The organism is Pseudomonas sp. PS02302, from assembly GCF_029959585.1.
Lineage (GTDB): Bacteria > Pseudomonadota > Gammaproteobacteria > Pseudomonadales > Pseudomonadaceae > Chryseomonas > Chryseomonas aestiva.
On the sequence record NZ_JASCON010000070.1, the window covers coordinates 15,675 to 29,325 of the forward strand.

A 13,651-nucleotide genomic window follows, 5' to 3' on the forward strand; every position below is an offset into this window, starting at 1 on the left:
GAATTACATAAACTTATCATATAAGTAATCTAGATAACCAGCCCTAAGGGGCTCACTGGCCCGATATTCGAGAAAAATGCGGGCACCCAGGGCAGGCAAGGCGTCTTGATACTTATATGATAAGCTGAGATAGTGAGGGTCAATAGAAAAACAATAGACACCCGAGAGGTATTCCTATGGCTTCCCTGTTCGATCTCAGCGGATCCACCGCCCTCGTCACCGGCTCGACCCGCGGGCTGGGTTTTGCCTACGCCCAAGGCCTGGCCGAAGCGGGCGCGCGCGTCATTCTCAACGGCACTCAGCCGCAACGCCTGCAAGAGGCCTTGGGCCGCCTGAGTGCGAGCGGTCACGATGCCCTGGGCGCCTGCTTCGACGTCGCCGACGAAAGCGCGGTCGAAGCCGCATTCGCTGCCTGGGACGAGCAAGGCGTCGAGATAGACATCGTGATCAACAATGCCGGTATCCAGCATCGGGAACCGCTGCTCGAGGTGTCTCTGGCCAACTGGCAGCGGGTACTGGACGTCAACCTCAATAGCGCTTTTCTGGTTGGCCGCGCCGCCGCCCGGCGCATGGTCGCACGCGGGCGCGGCGGCAAGATCATCAACATCGGTTCGCTCACCAGCGAAGCGGCCCGAGCAACCGTGGCGCCCTATACCGCTGCCAAGGGCGGCGTGAAGATGCTGACCAAGGCGATGGCCGCTGAATGGGCCGAATTCGATATCCAGTGCAACGGCATCGGTCCCGGCTACATCCTGACCGACATGAATGCCGCGCTGGTCGAGAATCTGGAATTCGATCGCTGGGTCAAGGCCAGCAATCCGACCCATCGCTGGGGCAAGCCGGAAGAGTTGGTGGGAACCGCGGTGTTCCTGGCCGCGCCCGCCTCGCGCTATGTCAACGGGCAGATGGTGTACGTGGACGGTGGCTGGCTGGCCACGCTCTAGCCCCACCGCCGCCCCGCACCCTCGCGTCTAACCCGACAATGCACAAGAAAAGGCGATTCATGAAACCGACTCGCGCGCGTCTGTGGATCTTGGCCATGCTGTTTGTGGTCACTGCCATCAACTACATGGATCGGGCCAACCTGGCGGTGGCCGGCTCGGCCATCCAGGCCGAATTCGGTCTGACCGCCACTCAGCTCGGCCTACTGTTTTCCACCTTTACCTGGTTCTATGCCATGAGTCAGATTCCGATGGGCTACCTGCTCGATCGCGTCGGACCACGACTGCTTTACGGCTACGCCATCATCCTCTGGAGTCTGTTCACCCTGCTGATGGGGTTTGCCTCCCATCATCTGTTCGCCAGCGCTGCCGCCTCCTTTGCCATGCTGCTGGTGTGCCGCGCGCTGGTTGGGGTGGCCGAAGCGCCGTCCTTTCCGTCGAACACCAAGATCATCGCCACCTGGTTTCCCGATCACGAACGCGCACGGGCCACGGCCACCTATTCCAGTGCCCAGTACATCGGCCTGGCGGTGCTGACGCCGGTGCTCTCCTGGATCGTGCTGACCTGGGGCTGGGAGGCGTCGTTCTATATTTCAGGAGCAGTGGGCATCGTCTTCGGGATCTACTGGCTGATGGCCTACCGCGATCCGCGGGAGAGCACTCGGGCCAACGCGGCTGAACTGGCGCACATCCGCGCCGGTGGCGGCGACGCCCAGGTGCCGGGCAACAGCAAGACCAAGGTGAGTTGGCGTGACGTCAGCTACCTCCTGCGGCAGCGGACACTGTGGGGCCTGTTCATCGCCCAGTTCGCCGCGTCCTCGACGCTGTACTTCTTTCTGACCTGGTTCATCGTCTACTTGGAGAAAGGCCTGGGCCTGACCATCGCCAAGGCCGGTATAGGCGCCATGTTCCCCTATCTCATGGCCATGTGTGGCGTGCTCTGCGGCGGAGTGCTCAGCGATTTCCTACTCAAGCGCGGCCACTCCCGCACCCTGGCGCGCAAGCTGCCCGTCATGCTCGGACTTGCGGTGACCACCAGCATCTGCCTGGTCAACTTCTTTGAAGACCAACCCGTCATCGCCATCGCCATCCTCTCGTTGGCATTTTTCGCCAATGCCTTTTCCAATCTGGGCTGGGTGGTATGCAGCGATGTGATACCGCGCCATCTCATCGGCACGGTGGGCGGCTTTCTCAACGTCTTCGGCAATCTGTCAGGCGTCGTCAGCCCCTTGGTGATCGGTGTACTGCTCGAACGTACCCACAGCTTTCAATACGCGATGTTCTATATCGCCGGCGTGGCCCTGGCCGGCCTGCTGGCCTATTGCTTCCTGGTCGGGCGCATCGAGGTGATCGCCCTGCCAGGACAGCGCAAGACCGCTGCCGACACCGGCCCATCCGGACTTCGCCCTTCATCCCAGACCCCAGGAGGCTGATCATGGCGCTGCAAACGATAGACAACCAGGCGTGCGTGGCCCACAGCGCCAAAGACGTGCGCGTGGAAACCCAGCAATTGAGCTTCGATCCCACGACCCAGGTGCTGGTAAAAGTCGCCCGTGGAGGAATCTGTGGTTCCGATCTGCACTACTATCAGCATGGCCGGGCCGGGATGTCGATTCTCAAGCACCCGCTGGTACTGGGCCACGAATTCGTCGGGGTGGTGGAACAGATACCGCCCTTGAATGGCCTGGACCTGCATGTCGGGCAGCGTGTCGCTGTCAATCCCTCGCAACCTTGCAACGCCTGCACGCTGTGTCTGCAAGGCAAGCGCAACCTCTGCCGCCGGATGAAATTCATGGGTAGCGCGCAGTTCGATCCCCATGTCGATGGTGGCTTTCGCGACCGAGTGGCCGTGTCGCCACACCAGTGCATCGCCTATGCCGCAGCGGCGCGTGACGAGGTGATGGTGTTCGCCGAACCGCTGGCGGTGGCACTCCACGCCGTCACCCAGGCCGGTGATTTGCTGGGCAAGCGAGTGCTAGTGACCGGCTCTGGCCCCATCGGTTGCCTGGTGATGGCGGTCGCGCGGCTGGCTGGCGCCAGCGAAGTGATAGGTACGGACGTCAGCGAGCGCTGTCGCGAACTGGCGCAGGCCATGGGCGCCGATCGGGTGGTCGATCCGCTGGACCAGAATGAGGTAGCCGCCTGGGAGACTGACGGCGGCTATTTCGACGTGACCTTCGAAGCCTCGGGGGCGCCTGCGGCCATTGCCTCCACCGTTCAGTTCACCGCGCCCAAGGGCCGCATCGTGCAGCTGGGCATGGGCGCCGCTCGGGTGGAATTGCCGCTCGGTGCCCTGTTGGTAAAGGAGATCGAGCTCGTCGGCTCCTTTCGCTTCATCGACGAATTCACCACGGCGGTGCGTTGGCTGGAAAGTGGCAGACTCAACCCCTTGCCACTGCTCTCGGCACAGTTTCCGGCACAGGACATTACCGCTGCCCTGGAGCTTGCTGGCGACAAAGCCAAGGCAGCCAAGGTCCAATTGGTGCTCGGCTAGGATGGAACGACCGCTACCTGGCTGCAATTCTCCGGCGGCGATCCGAGCCACCGGCTGATCGGCGCCACTTGCAGGCGAACACCGCGGCGCTGGATTTGCCAGCGCATACTCTGCACGCGATTCATGCCCGGGATTGGCGCTGGCGCAGCAGGAACAGGCACCAGACGGCCAGCGCCGTGGCGGCCAGCAGGCACCCGGCCAGGCTGACGCCGGTCCAGCCGAAGTGCTCGTACAGCCGCGCCGACAGCAGCGAACCCAGGGAGCCGCCAAGGAAGTAGCCGGTCATGTAGCCGGCGTTGAGGCGACTACGGGCTTCCGGGCGCAGGCGATAGACCACGTTCTGGTTGCTGACGTGGCTGAGCTGCACGGCGAGATCCAGCACCAGGATGCCGACCAGCAGCGCCGCCAGCGACTGCTGAGCGAAGGCCAGGGGCAGCCAGGCCAGGGTCAGGGAAGCCAGACCGATGCTGGTGGCAAGACCACCCTTGCCCTGGTCGGCCATGCGCCCGGCCAGGTTGGCGGCCAGGGCGCCCACCGCGCCGGCGAGACCGAACAGGCCGATGGTGCCGTCGCTGAAGCCATAGGGTTCGGCAGCGAGCAGAAAGGCCAGGGGCGTCCAGAACATTGCGAAGACGGCGAAGCCCAGACAGCCCAACAGGGTGCGCAGGCGGTGCAGGGGTTCGTCGCGCAAGAGCACGAACACCGAACCCAGCAGCCGTGGATAGCTCAGGCCCGCCGACTGCTGATAGCGCGGCAGCGCCAGGCGCAGGGCCAGGGCGGTGGCCAGCATCAGACCGGCCGCCACGGCATAGACGGTGCGCCAGTCGCCCAGGGACGAGAGCGCCCCGGCCACGGTACGGGCCAGCAGGATGCCGAGGATGAGGCCGCTCATCACCGTGCCTACCGCCCTGCCCCGCTGCTCCGGCGCGGCCAGGGTGGCGGCGAAGGGCACCAGCACCTGGGCCACCACCGAGAAGAGCCCGGTCATGGCGGTGCCCACTAGCAGCCAGGTCAGACTGGTGGCGGTGGCGCTCAGGGCCAGGCCGGCGGCGGCGATCACACTCATGGTGACGATCAGCCGGCGGCGCTCCAGCAGATCGCCCAGGGGCACCAGCAGCAGGAGCCCGGCGGCGTAGCTGAGCTGGGCGGTGGTGACGATGCTGCCGGCCTGGGTGTAGCTGAGGTCGAAGCGCTGGGCGATGGTGTGCAGCAACGGCTGGTTGTAGTAGTTGCTGGCCACCGCGATACCGGTGGCGACGGCCATGAGCAGGGTCAGCCAGCGGCTGAGAGGAGGCGTGGGGTTCGACATCCGCGAGGTCCGGCATGGGAAAGGCTGGTCAGTATCGGACAACGGCAGCCATCGGTTAAATGAATCGTTAAGATGGTTTCGATCTCATTTCAAGATAGCGCCATGAACCTCAAGCAACTGGAATTCGCCGTCGCCCTAGCCGAGGAGCGCCACTTCACCCGCGCTGCCGAGCGTTGTCATGTGGTGCAGTCGGCGCTCAGTCACCAGATCGCCCGCCTGGAAGCCGAACTGGGCGCTACCCTGTTCGAACGCCTGCCGCGGCAGGTGCGCCTCACCCCCGCCGGCGAAGCGCTGCTGGTCCAGGCGCGGCAGGCGCTGGCGGCGGTGGAAAGGTTGCAGCAGGACGTGGCCGCCGCGGTCGGCGCCATTCGCGGCACCCTGACACTGGGCCTGATCTCCTCGGTGCCACGCCTGGATATCGTCGAGTTGCTGGCCACCTTCCATGCCCGCCATCCCCAGGTGGACATCCGGCTGCGCCAGGACAAGAGCGAGACGCTGCTGGCGGCGGTGCGCGAGCGACAACTGGATTTCGCCCTGATCGGCCTGTCGCGCCAGGTGGCCCTGGAGGCGGTGGCCAGCCGCCTACTGCTCAGCGAGGAACTGGTGGCAGTGCTGCCGGCCGCGCACGCCCTGGCGGGGCGGGAAAGGCTGTCGCTGCACGAGCTGGTGGATCTGCCGCTGGTGGACCTGCCCGCCGGCAGCGGCGCCCGGCGGCAGACCGACGAGGCCTTCGCCGCCCTGGGCCTGCCTCATCGGGTGCGTTTCGAGACGGGCAACATGCAGCTGCTGGAACGCTTCGTCCGCCGTGGGCTGGCGATCGGCCTGGTGCCTCAGAGTATCGCCAGCACCTTTGCCGGTCTGGCCCGGGTGCCGGTCAGCGATGCGCCCCAGCGTAACGTCCATGCCATCTGGTCGCCGCTGCCGACGCCGGCGACGCGGGAATTCCTCAAGGTCCTGGAAGAGGCTCTGGCGGAGTAGCCCGCGCTCACTGGCCGGCGGTGCCGTCGCCGAGCGGATACGCGAGTGACTGCCTGGCGGCAGCGGCTTGCTAAGCTGTCAGGCCCTTACCGCCGGAGATTTCGTCCATGCAGATCACGCGCATCGTACCGAACATCGCCACCGAGCAATTGGCCGCCGCCAGGGTCTTCTACGGTGAGCTCCTGGGCCTGACGCTGGCGATGGACCACGGCTGGATCCTGACCTTCGTCGGCGCGGGCCAGGCCAGTCCCCAGGTCAGTTTCGCGGTGGAGGGTGGCTCGGGTACGCCGGTGCCGGACTTGTCGCTGGAAGTCGATGACCTGGACGAGGTCTTGCGTCGACTGGCCGGCGCGGGCTACGTGCCGGAGTACGGTCCGGTGACGGAGCCCTGGGGCGTGAGGCGCTTCTTTGTCCGCGATCCCGGTGGACGGCTCCTGAATTTTCTTGAGCACGCTTGAGGACTGACCGCCGTTTGCTCGCCTGGTGGTCCGCCGGTGCGACCGCGCCTTGAGGCCCGCGCAGGTTGGGTTGAGCGCAGCGAAGCCCAACATGGCTCAAGGCTGAACCTCCCCGTTGGGCTTCGACGATGGAGCTGTCTCAACCCAACCTACGGGTCTGCTCGCCTGGTGGTCCGCCGATGCGACCGCGGCTAAGAGCCCGCGCAGGTTGGGTTGAGCACAGCGAAGCCCAACATGGCTCAAGACTGAACATCCCTGTTGGGCTTCGACGATGGAGCCGTCTCAACCCAACCTACGGTCTATCGCAGCCATGGCCAGAGCCTTTTCCGGGAGTGACTTCAGTGTGCGGGGCGTGCCCTTATCCCAACCCTCTCCCAGAGAGAGGGGCCAGCCGAGCAGGTGTTCAGCCGCTGTGGAACACTCGACAGCCTACCGACCTGCCCTCAACCCTCGCTGACCGGCAGCCGGCGGACGAAGGTGCCCACCCGCCAGGCCAGTTGTTCGCCCTGGCACTGCACCAGCAGGTTGCGCACCGGATAGGACTGGCCGGCGACACTGGCTTCGGCCTGGGCTTCGCTGGCGCCGTCCAGGTGGTTGCGGGCGAGCACCCGGTAGCTGCCGGTGCTGCAGCGCTCCTCTGCTTCGCCAGCGCAACCGGACCAGCTGCCGAAGACCCCGTTGCACTGCACCAGGTAGGCCGTGCTGCCATCCTTGAGGTAGGCGTTGTGGGAGCTGGCGCAGCCGGCCAGCAGGGCGAGGAAGCCGGCGCAGGCCAGCAGGCGGAGGGCGTTGCGAAGGGCGGCGAGGGACATGGGAGTGGCTCCAAACAATATGGAGCCATCGTAAGAAGCCAACGCCCTCGTCCATAAATCGTACCGGCGGATAGCGCTTATCGACGCGGCTGATGGTGCCCCCGGACGTCTCCGGTCAGGCGCGGACTTTTGTGGTGCTTACCTTAAGGTTCTCGTAAGCGCTCTGGGGAGAGGCTAGCGACACAACCACTACAAGCAAGGCTGCCTCCTCACTGGCCCCCGCGAGCCGCCAGGGCGTCGACAGCCCTTCGACCAAGGAGATTGGCCATGTCTACCTGGACTTCGACACAGCGCAACGTGGCCTTCGCCACCTTTGCCAGCTGGACGATGGATGCATTCGACTTCTTCATCCTGGTCTTCGTCCTCAGCAACCTGGCGACGTATTTCCACAACTCGGTGACCGATGTCTCCCTGTCGATCATGCTGACCCTGGCGGTGCGTCCGCTAGGCGCCCTGATCTTCGGGCGCCTGGCCGAGCGGCATGGGCGCCGGCCGATTTTGATGCTCAACATCGTGCTGTTCTCGGTGTTCGAGCTGCTGTCCGCCTGGTCACCGACCTTCATGGCGTTCATGGCCTTCCGTCTTCTCTACGGCGTGGCCATGGGCGGGGTCTGGGGCGTGGCTTCGTCGCTGGCGATGGAAACCATCCCCGATCGCTCGCGCGGGCTGATGTCGGGGATCTTCCAGGCCGGCTATCCCTGCGGCTACCTGCTCGCCTCCATCGTCTTCGGCTTGTTCTTCACCACGGTGGGCTGGCGCGGTATGTTCCTGATCGGCGCCCTGCCGGTGCTACTGTTGCCCTTCATCTACTTCAAGGTGCCGGAGTCGCCGGTGTGGCTGGCCGCGCGCCAGCGCAAGGAGAGTACTGCCCTGCTGCCGATCCTGCGCCAGCACTGGAAGATCTGCCTGTACATGGTGCTGCTGATGGCCTGCTTCAATTTCTTCAGCCACGGCACCCAGGACCTCTATCCCACCTTCCTCAAGGTGCAGCACCAGTTCGATGCCCATACCGTGAGTCTGATCGCCATCGGCTACAACATCGCGGCGATGCTCGGCGGCGTGCTGTTCGGTTCGCTGTCGGAACGCATCGGCCGCAAGAAGGCGATCATGCTGGCCGCACTGCTGTCGTTGCCGGTCCTGCCCCTGTGGGCCTTCTCCAGCGGCTCCTGGACGCTGGGCATCGGCGCCTTCCTGATGCAATTCATGGTGCAGGGCGCCTGGGGCGTGGTGCCCACCTATCTCAACGAACTGGTGCCGGGCAATGTACGCGCCGTGCTGCCGGGCTTCGTCTACCAGATGGGCAACCTGCTGGCCTCGGTCAACGCTACCCTGCAGGCGCATATCGCGGCGGCCCACGGCGGCAACTATGGCCTGGCCATGGCGCTGGTGGCAGGCACCGTGGCGGTGCTGATCATCCTCTTCGTGGCCTTCGGCAAGGAGACCCGTGGCATGCAGATTTCCGGAGCGGTGGCCGAGCAGCCGGCAGGGCTCACGCAGCCGGTTCGCCCATGAATCTGATGATCTCGCCACGCAGCCAGCGCTCGCCCGGGTCCTGGTCCTGGGCCGCGCGCCAGACCAGCGACAGCTTGGCCGGGACGATCGGAAACGGCGCTTCCTCGATGCGCAGGCCGCCGCCCGCAGCCAGCGCCCGGGCGGCGTAGTCGGGCACCGTGGCGAGCAATTCGCTGCCGGCCAGCAGGGCGCCGAGACCGTTGAAGTGGGGCACGCCCAGGGCCACCTTGCGACTGCGGCCGAGGCGCGCCAGGTCGTCGTCGATGTTGCCGCAGAGATCGCCGGACATGGACACCAGCACATGGGGCCGCGCGCAATAGTCATCCAGGGTCAGGGGCGCGGGATCGCGGTCGGCGCGCACCACCAGGGCGCGGATATGCCTCAGGGTGCGGCACCTGGCGTTGGCCGGCAGCTGGGTGGTGTAGCTGATGCCCAGGGAGACTTCGCCACTGGCCAGCAGGCCGGGCAGCAGCAGGAAGTTGGCGTTGCGCACCACCAGCACGCAGTGCGGCGCCACCTCGCGCAGATGGGCCAGCAGCGGCGGCAGCAGACCGCACTCGACATCGTCGGACATGCCCAGGCGAAACACCGCGCGACTGGCGCCGGGGTCGAAGTCGTCGACTTCGCTCAAGGCATTGGACAGGCCGTCCAGCGCCGGGCGCAGCCGTTCGAGAATGGCCAGGGCCCGCGGCGTGGGCTCCATCGCCCGACCGCTGCGCACCAGCAGGGGATCGTCGAAGAATTGCCGCAGGCGTACCAGGGCGGCACTGATGGCCGGCTGGCCGAGAAAGAGCTTTTCCGCGGTGCGGGTGAGGTTGCGCTCGTGCATCAGGCTTTCGAACACCACCAGCAGGTGCAGGTCGATGCGGCGCAGGTCGTTGCGGTTCACGGCATCCCTCCGCGAAGGTCAGGCGCCGGGAGGGGCGCCTGACTGTCGTTTACCTTACTTGGCGGACAGCTTGGCGTAGCTGGTCATCAGGTTGCGGTAGTTGGGGATGTGGTTGGACAGCAGGGCACCCAGGCCCTCGATGTCGTTGCGCCAGTCGCGATGCAGTTCGCAGGCCACGCTGAACCAGTTCATCAGCTGCACGCCGGCGGCGCTCATGCGCGCCCAGGCGGCCTGTTGCACGGTCTTGTCGAAGGTGCCGGAGGCATCGGTCACCACGAAGACGTCGAAGCCTTCGGCGATGGCCGCCAGGGCCGGGAAGGTCACGCAGACATCGGTCACCACGCCAGCGATGATCAGCTGCTTGCGGCCGGTGGCCTTGATGGCGGCGACGAAGTCTTCGTTGTCCCAGGCGTTGATCTGGCCGGGCCGGGCGATGTACGGCGCCTCGGGGAACAGCTCGACCAGCTCGGGCACCAGCGGACCGTTGGGGCCCTGCTCGAAGCTGGTGGTGAGGATGGTGGGCAGGCCGAAGAACTTGGCGCTGTTGGCCAGGGCCAGGACGTTGTTCTTGAAGTCGCTGGGGGTGAAATCCTGCACCAGCGAGATCAGACCGGCCTGGTGGTCGATCAGCAGGACGACGGCATCGTTCTTGTCGAGACGGTTGTAGGGCTTGCTCATGGTGGAGTCCTCAGGGGAGTGGTTGGGGGTTGCGGGTGAAGGGCGGCATCAGGCGCCGCCCAGGAGATGGCGGATGGCGACGGGTACGCCGGGGGTCTGGTACTGGCGCGCCGCCGCTTCCAGGCGCTGTTCGCCCTGGGTGACGCGGTGGTGATGGCGCAGGTGTTCCAGCCAGGATTCGTCGCAGAAGAATTCCTGCCAGCGGCGCGGCTCGGCGCTGTCCTGCAGCAGGGCCCAGGAGAAGGCGCCGTTGCGCCGGCGCATGGCGCCCACCGCCTGCATGGCCTGGCGAAAGGCCGGACCGTGTTCGGGGGCGATGTCGTATTCCAGGGTGACCATCACCGGGCCGCGCTCGCGATCCAGGGAGTCGTCGAGGATGGGCGCCGGCCAGTGCAGCGAAGGGGCGATATCGGCCGCCGGGGTGACCGGCAGACGCAGGCGCCAGGTCAGCCCGATGCCGGCCAGCAGCACCCCGGCCGCCGCGCTCAGCGCCAGACTCAGGGAGAAGTGACTGGCCAGGGCGCCCCAGAGCAAGCCGCCCAGGGCGCTGGTGCCAAAGAACACCAGGATGTAGACGGCCAGGGCACGGGCGCGCACCCAGGCGGGCACGGCGGTCTGGGCCGCCACCTGCAGGCTGGAGAGCACGGCGATCCAGGCCAGGCCGCTGACCAGCATGACCGGCAGCAGCCAGGCGAAGTCGCGAATCCAGGCCAGGCCGAGCAGCACCCCGGCATAGAGCGCACTGGCACCCGCCACCAGGAGATCGCTGGATAGCCGCTCGCGCAGCCGTGGCAGGAGCATGGCGCCGCCGATGGCACCCAGGCCGACGCACCCGAGCAGGATGCCGAAATCCAGGGCGGTGCCCTGCAGGGCCTGGCGCACCAGCAGTGGCAACAGGGCCATACCGGCGCTGGCGCCGAGGAAAAACGCGGCGGTCCGGGCCAGCACCACCTGCAGCTGGAGCGAGCTGCGGGCATAGCGGAGGCCGACCCGGACGGCGCCCAGCAGGCGCTCCGCGGGCAGCACGGCGGCTGCAGGTTGGCGTCGCCAGGTCAGGAGCGCGACGATCACGGCCAGGAAGGAAACGGCGTTAAGGGCGAAGGTCAGCCAGGGACCGGACAGGCTGACCAGCACCCCGGCCAGCGCCGGGCCGAGGGCCCGGGCCACGTTCATGCCCAGGCTGGACAGGGCGATGGCCGCGGGCAGCTCGCGCTTGTCGACCAGCTCGGGGGTCAGCGCCGACCAGGCCGGCAGCATCAGCGCCGTGCCCACGCCCATGGCCAGGGTCAGCCCCAGCAGCAGCGGCACGGTCATCCAGCCGGCCAGGGTCAGCCCGGCCAGGGCCAGGGCCACCGCGGCCATCCACAGTTGCACGCCGAGCAGGTAGCGCCGGCGGTCGACGATGTCGGCCAGGGCACCGGCCGGCAGTGCCAGCAGGAACATCGGCAGCGCCCCCGCCACCTGGACCAGGGCCACCGCCAGAGGACTGGCCGACAGCGAGGTCATCAGCCAGCCGGCGCCCACCTCGTGCATCCAGGTACCGATGTTGGAGGCGATGCTGGCCAGCCACAGCCAGCGGAAGGTGCGCTGACGCAGGGGCTGCCAGGGCGAGGCGGTGGTGGGACTCAGGGCGGCGGCGGTCATGGCGGACGCTCCTCAGAAGCTGAAGCAGGAGCAGCCGAAGGCGCCCCAGAAGCCACTGAAGTCGCTGACCGGCACCCGGCTCTGGCGCGCCCGCTCATGGCCGTGGCCATGCACGGAACAGGCGCCGGCGCACTGGTGCACGACGGCCTGCAGGGGCGCGCCGGGCTTCCAGTGGCCGGGCACCTTGACCACCGGCGACCAGTCCGGGGTGACCGGCAAGGGCGGCGGACCCAGGCGATCGAATTCTTCGGCGCCATAGACGATGCGGCCGCCGACCACGGTCAGCACCGACTCCAGGTGCTTGATGGCCTCTTCCTCGACCGTGAAGAAGTCCGCCGAGAGCACCGCCACGTCGGCCAGCTGGCCCACCCGCAACTGGCCCTTCTTGCCCTGCTCCGAGGAGAACCAGGCGCTGCCCTGGGTGAACAGCTGCAGGGCGGTGGCCCGCGGCAGGCCTTCCTGATAGAGCGCCAGGCCGCCGACGGTACGGCCGCTGACCAGCCAGTACAGCGAGGTCCAGGGGTTGTAGCTGGAGACGCGGGTGGCATCGGTCCCCGCCCCTACCGGTACGCCTTCGGCGAGCATCCGCTGGATCGGCGGGGTCTGCTCGGCCGCCTGGGCGCCATAGCGGTCGACGAAGTATTCGCCCTGGAAGGCCATGCGGTCCTGGATGGCGATGCCGCCGCCGAGGGCCTTGACCCGCTCGATGTTGCGCGGACTGATGGTCTCGGCGTGGTCGAAGAACCAGGGCAGCCCGTTGAAGGGCACGTCGCGATTGACGCGTTCGAAGACGTCGAGCATGCGCGAGATGGATTCGTCATAGGTGGCGTGCAGGCGGAACGGCCAGCGCTGCTCCACCAGGTGACGCACCACCGGTTCCAGATCGGCCTCCATGGTGGGCGGCAGGTCCGGGCGCGGTTCGAGGAAGTCCTCGAAGTCGGCCGCGGAGAAGGCCAGCATCTCGCCGGCGCCGTTGTGGCGGAGGAAGTCGGTGCCCTGGTGCAGGGTGACGCTGCTGGTCCAGTTCCTGAAGTCGGTCAGCTCTTCCCTGGGCCGCTGGGTGAAGAGGTTGTAGGCGATGCGCACGGTGAGCTGGTCGGCATCGGCCAGTTCCTGGATCACCTGGTAGTCGTCCGGGTAATTCTGGAAGCCGCCGCCGGCGTCGATGGCGCTGGTCAGGCCCAGGCGATTGAGTTCACGCATGAACTGGCGGGTGGAGTTGACCTGGTATTCCAGCGGCAGCTTGGGCCCCTTGGCCAGGGTGGCGTAGAGGATCATGGCGTTGGGCCGGGCGATGAGCATGCCGGTGGGCTCGCCGCGGGCATCGCGCTGGATCTCGCCACCTGGCGGATTGGGCGTGTCCTTGGTGTAGCCCACGACACGCAGGGCGGCGCGGTTGAGCAGCGCCCGGTCGTAGAGGTGGAGGATGAACACCGGGGTGTCCGGCGCCGCCTGGTTGAGCTCCTCCAGGGTCGGCAGCCGACGCTCGGCGAACTGGAATTCGTTCCAGCCGCCCACCACCCGCACCCACTGGGGCGCCGGGGTGCGCTCGGCCTGGTCCTTGAGCAGGCGCAGGGCGTCGGCCAGCGAGGGCACGCCCTCCCAGCGCAGTTCCAGGTTGTAGTTGAGGCCACCGCGGATCAGGTGCAGGTGGGAGTCGTTGAGGCCCGGGATGGCGCGGCGACTGCGCAGGTCGACCACCTGGGTGCCCGGGCCGCGATGGGCCATGACGTCGCTGTCGCTGCCCACGGCAAGAAAGACGCCGTCCTTGATGGCGACCGCGGTCGCCTCGGGGCGCTCGGGATCGACGGTGTGGAGCTTGCCGTTGTGCAGAATCAGATCGGCGTGTTGCATGTGGCCTCCGGGACCAGGATCAGAAGTCCGGGCGCCAGGCGCCCGGGCAGGCTCCGCGGGCGCCGCAGGCCCGCAGATCGCG

12 protein-coding genes are annotated in these 13,651 nt (G+C 66.9%); 6 read left to right on the plus strand and 6 right to left on the minus strand.

The window, feature by feature from the left end:
* Positions 1 to 176 precede the first annotated feature (176 nt).
* From QMX82_RS19755 to idnD, 3 genes are all read left to right on the plus strand, one after another.
* Positions 177 to 944 carry an SDR family oxidoreductase gene (locus QMX82_RS19755; RefSeq protein ID WP_282286762.1) on the plus strand — a complete coding sequence of 256 codons (768 nt, stop codon included), beginning with the start codon at positions 177 to 179 and terminating at the stop codon, positions 942 to 944.
* Positions 945 to 1,039: 95 nt separating this feature from the next.
* Positions 1,040 to 2,374 (plus strand): MFS transporter, encoded by a 1,335-nt coding sequence (locus QMX82_RS19760; RefSeq protein ID WP_282286764.1) that lies wholly within the window; start codon positions 1,040 to 1,042, stop codon positions 2,372 to 2,374.
* A 2-nt stretch (positions 2,375 to 2,376) separates the two neighbouring features.
* Entirely contained in the window at positions 2,377 to 3,435 is a 1,059-nt protein-coding gene (idnD, locus tag QMX82_RS19765) for an L-idonate 5-dehydrogenase (protein ID WP_282286766.1), read from the plus strand.
* 121 nt (positions 3,436 to 3,556) lie between these two features.
* Here the strand turns inward: idnD and QMX82_RS19770 are convergent, their stop codons facing one another.
* Positions 3,557 to 4,744 (minus strand): MFS transporter, encoded by a 1,188-nt coding sequence (locus QMX82_RS19770; protein WP_282286768.1) that lies wholly within the window; start codon positions 4,742 to 4,744, stop codon positions 3,557 to 3,559.
* A gap of 102 nt (positions 4,745 to 4,846) precedes the next feature.
* Between QMX82_RS19770 and QMX82_RS19775 the strand changes: the two genes are divergently transcribed.
* Positions 4,847 to 5,722, plus strand: coding sequence for a LysR substrate-binding domain-containing protein (locus QMX82_RS19775; protein WP_208693787.1), 876 nt, complete (start codon positions 4,847 to 4,849; stop codon positions 5,720 to 5,722).
* Positions 5,723 to 5,829: 107 nt separating this feature from the next.
* The gene (locus QMX82_RS19780; RefSeq protein WP_208693786.1) at positions 5,830 to 6,180 is read left to right on the plus strand and encodes a VOC family protein; all 351 of its coding nucleotides are present in this window, start codon (positions 5,830 to 5,832) and stop codon (positions 6,178 to 6,180) included.
* Positions 6,181 to 6,623: 443 nt separating this feature from the next.
* Here QMX82_RS19780 and QMX82_RS19785 read toward each other — a convergent pair whose 3' ends face one another.
* Entirely contained in the window at positions 6,624 to 6,992 is a 369-nt protein-coding gene (locus QMX82_RS19785; protein ID WP_208693785.1) for a hypothetical protein, read from the minus strand.
* 267 nt (positions 6,993 to 7,259) lie between these two features.
* On the opposite strand from QMX82_RS19785, the gene QMX82_RS19790 reads away from it, so the two are divergent.
* Positions 7,260 to 8,504 (plus strand): MFS transporter, encoded by a 1,245-nt coding sequence (locus QMX82_RS19790; protein WP_208693784.1) that lies wholly within the window; start codon positions 7,260 to 7,262, stop codon positions 8,502 to 8,504.
* On the opposite strand, the gene QMX82_RS19795 is transcribed toward QMX82_RS19790, so the two are convergent.
* From QMX82_RS19795 to QMX82_RS19810, 4 genes are read right to left on the minus strand one after another with little or no spacing between them, the layout of a single operon-like run.
* Positions 8,482 to 9,393, minus strand: coding sequence for a LysR substrate-binding domain-containing protein (locus QMX82_RS19795; protein ID WP_282286774.1), 912 nt, complete (start codon positions 9,391 to 9,393; stop codon positions 8,482 to 8,484). The two genes, QMX82_RS19790 and QMX82_RS19795, sit on opposite strands and share 23 nt — an antisense overlap.
* 54 nt (positions 9,394 to 9,447) lie before the next feature.
* A complete protein-coding gene (gene ycaC / locus QMX82_RS19800; RefSeq protein ID WP_017641105.1) occupies positions 9,448 to 10,071 on the minus strand; it encodes an isochorismate family cysteine hydrolase YcaC in 624 nt (207 codons plus the stop codon).
* A gap of 48 nt (positions 10,072 to 10,119) precedes the next feature.
* Positions 10,120 to 11,715 carry an MFS transporter gene (locus QMX82_RS19805; RefSeq protein ID WP_282286777.1) on the minus strand — a complete coding sequence of 532 codons (1,596 nt, stop codon included), beginning with the start codon at positions 11,713 to 11,715 and terminating at the stop codon, positions 10,120 to 10,122.
* A gap of 12 nt (positions 11,716 to 11,727) precedes the next feature.
* A complete protein-coding gene (locus QMX82_RS19810) occupies positions 11,728 to 13,569 on the minus strand; it encodes an amidohydrolase (RefSeq protein ID WP_282286779.1) in 1,842 nt (613 codons plus the stop codon).
* Positions 13,570 to 13,651 lie beyond the last annotated feature (82 nt).